Genomic DNA, 3,005 nt, shown 5'->3' with positions numbered 1-3,005 from the left:
CGGGCAGTTTGCAGCGTGGTGATGGCGGCCGGGACCGGTGGCTGACTGCACTGGCGAGCGCCTGGACCGCGGGCGTCGACGTGGACTGGGCTGCGGTGACTGCTGATGAGGGTCGGGCGGTGAAGGTTGGGCTGCCGACGTATGCGTTTCAGCGGCAGCACTATTGGCCGAAGCCGGTGGCTGGTCGTGGGGATGCTTCGTCGGCTGGTCAGCAGCGTTCCGGGCATGCGTTGTTGTCGGCTGCGGTGTGGCTGGCCGAGGGTGATGGGTTGGTGTTGACGGGTCGGTTGTCGCTGGCTGCGATGCCGTGGCTGGCCGACCACGCGGTCCACGGCACGGTGCTACTGCCGGGGACGGCGTTCGTGGACCTGGCCGTCCACGCCGGGGACCTGGCCGGGTGCGGTGTCCTGGAGGAACTGACCCTCCAGGAGCCCCTGGTCCTTCCCGCCTCTGGCGGCGTGCAGGTCCAGATCCACCTCGGCGACAGCGATGGCGACAGTGGTCGACGCACGGTCGTGGTCTCTTCCCGTGAGGGGGAGGGCGAATGGGTGCGGAACGCGGTCGGTGTGCTGACGCCGGTCGGGGCCGAGAGCGCTCCTGTTCCGTTGGGTGTTTGGCCGCCGGTCGGTGCGGAGCCGGTTCCGGTGGATGGCGCCTATGAGAGGCTCGCCCAGCGCGGTTACGCCTACGGTCCGGCGTTCCAGGGCCTGCGCCAGGCATGGCGTGCCGGGGACACCGTCTACGCCGAAGTCGAGCTGCCCCAGGCCGCGGACGGTGATGTTGCCGGGTTCGGCCTGCACCCCGCTTTGCTCGACGCCGCTCTGCACGGTCTCCTCGTCGCCAGCAGTAGTAGCAGTGATGCTGGGAGGACGGAGCTGCCGTTCGCGTGGTCGGGGGTGCGGCTGCTGGCCGGCGGTGCCCGCCACCTGCGGGTGGTGCTGACACCCGGGTCGGGAGGGATCTCGGTCACCGCGTTCGACGCTGTTGGTGAACCCGTCTTGCAGGCGCGGTCGCTGTCGTTGCGGGAAGTTGCGGCGGGGCAGTTGGGTGGGGCTGCTCGTCACGTGCGGCAGTCGCTGTTCACGGTGGACTGGGTTCCGCTGCCTGCCCCGCAGGACTCTGACACCGCCGTGGTGCAGTGGACGCGGCACGGCCAGACGGCCCCCGCTATCGGGCAAGAGGTTCCTCCGGTGGTGGTGGCGGTGGTGCCGGCTGCCCCGTTGGGCGATTCGGTACCAGTAGCGGCTCAATTGGCTGCTGCGACGGTGTTGGGTTGGGTGCAGGAGTGGCTGGCCGATCCCGAGACCGCTGGTTCGCGGTTGGTGGTCTGGACCCAAGGTGCGTCCGCCGGGCAGGACCTGGCCGGTGCGGCAGTGGCGGGTCTGATCCGCTCGGCGCAGTCCGAGCACCCGGGGCGTGTGCTGCTGGTCGATGTCGACCCGGCGGCCGGCCTGGACCCTGCCAACGAAGTGGACGTGGACACCGTCCTGTCCCTGGCCCTGGATGCCGGCGAACCCGACATCCGCATCCGTCCGTCTGCTGACGGCGGCAGTGGTGTGGCGGCGTTCGGTAGGCGGTTGGCGAGGGCCGGGGTCGCGGCGGGGGAGCTTATTCTGCCCGGGAACCCAGGGTGGCGGGTGGAGGTGACCGAGCCGGGTGATCTGGGCAGTACGGCGGTGGTCGATGCTCCCGAGGCAGGCGCGGCGCTGTCGGCGGGGCAGGTTCGGGTGGGCCTGCGTGCGGTCGGGCTGAACTTCCATGACGTGCTGCATGGGCTGGGGATGGTTGCGGACGGTCGAGTGCTGGGCGGGGAAGGCGCTGGGGTGGTGCTGGAGGCCGGGCCGGGGGTGGATGGTCTGGTGGTGGGTCAGTCGGTGATGGGTTTGGTGCCGGGGTGGGGGCCGGTGGGGGTGGTGGACAGCCGGCTGGTGGCTGCGGTGCCGCGGGGGTGGTCGTTCCAGCAGGCCGCATCCGTGCCGGCAACGTTCCTGACCGCGCTCTATGCGCTGCGGGATCTGGCTCAGGCCCGTCCGGGTGAGCGGGTGTTGATCCATGCCGGTACCGGCGGTGTGGGTACGGCTGCGGTGCAGCTGGCGAGGGCGTGGGGTTTGGAGGTCTTCGCGACTGCGAGTCCGGCGAAGCAGGCCGCGTTGCGGGCGATGGGCGTGGCGGACACCCACATTGCCTCGACGCGCGATCTGGCGTTCTGTGAGCGGTTCTTGGCCGTGACCGGTGGTGCGGGCATGGATGTGGTCGTCAATGCTCTGGCGGGGGAGTTCACGGACGCGTCGCTGCGGTTGTTGCCGCGTGGTGGGCGGTTCGTCGAGATGGGCAAGACCGATATCCGTGATGCCGAGCAGGTTGCCCAGGACCGGCCTGGGGTGATCTATCGGGCGTTCGATCTGATGGACGCGGGTGTCGACCGGATCGCGGAGATGTTCGCTGAGCTCAGGGCGATGTTCGAGGCCGGGGTACTGACTCCGCCGCCGGTGACGTGTTTCGAGTTGTCGCAGGCGGTGGCGGCGCTGCGGTATGTGCAGGCCGCCCGGCATGTGGGCAAGGTCGTGCTGAACGTCCCCGCCGCCTGGGACCCGCGGGGCACCGTCCTGGTCACGGGTGGGACGGGGACCCTGGGTGGGGAGTTGGCCCGGCACCTGGTCACCGTGCGTGGCATGCGGCATCTGGTGTTGTTGTCGCGACGCGGCCCGGCCGCACCGGGCGCGGCGCGTCTGGTCGCGGAGTTGGCTGAGCTGGGCGCGGAGGTCCGGGTGGAGGCCGGAGATGCCGCAGACCGTGACGCTCTCGCCTCGGTGCTGGCCAAGATTGCGGTCGAGCGGCCGTTGACGGCAGTGGTGCACGCAGCCGGCGTGATCGACGACGCCACCGTGGAGTCGTTGACGCCGCAGCGGATGGCGACCGTCCTGTCGGCGAAGGTTGACGCGGCCTGGAACCTGCACGAGCTGACCGAGGACATGGGCTTGGCCGGGTTCGTGCTGTACTCCTCG

The 3,005-nt window shown here is 70.3% G+C and carries 1 protein-coding gene; it reads left to right on the top strand.

What is annotated here, in order from left to right:
• The coding region (locus WA788_RS35160) for an SDR family NAD(P)-dependent oxidoreductase (RefSeq protein ID WP_335984480.1) at nt 1-3,005 on the top strand (3,005 nt) is incomplete at both ends.

The sequence above is a fragment of the Streptomyces sp. CA2R106 genome (genome assembly GCF_037034245.1).
In the GTDB taxonomy this organism is placed as follows: domain Bacteria; phylum Actinomycetota; class Actinomycetes; order Streptomycetales; family Streptomycetaceae; genus Actinacidiphila.
This window is presented reverse-complemented; position numbering and strand designations above follow the sequence as displayed.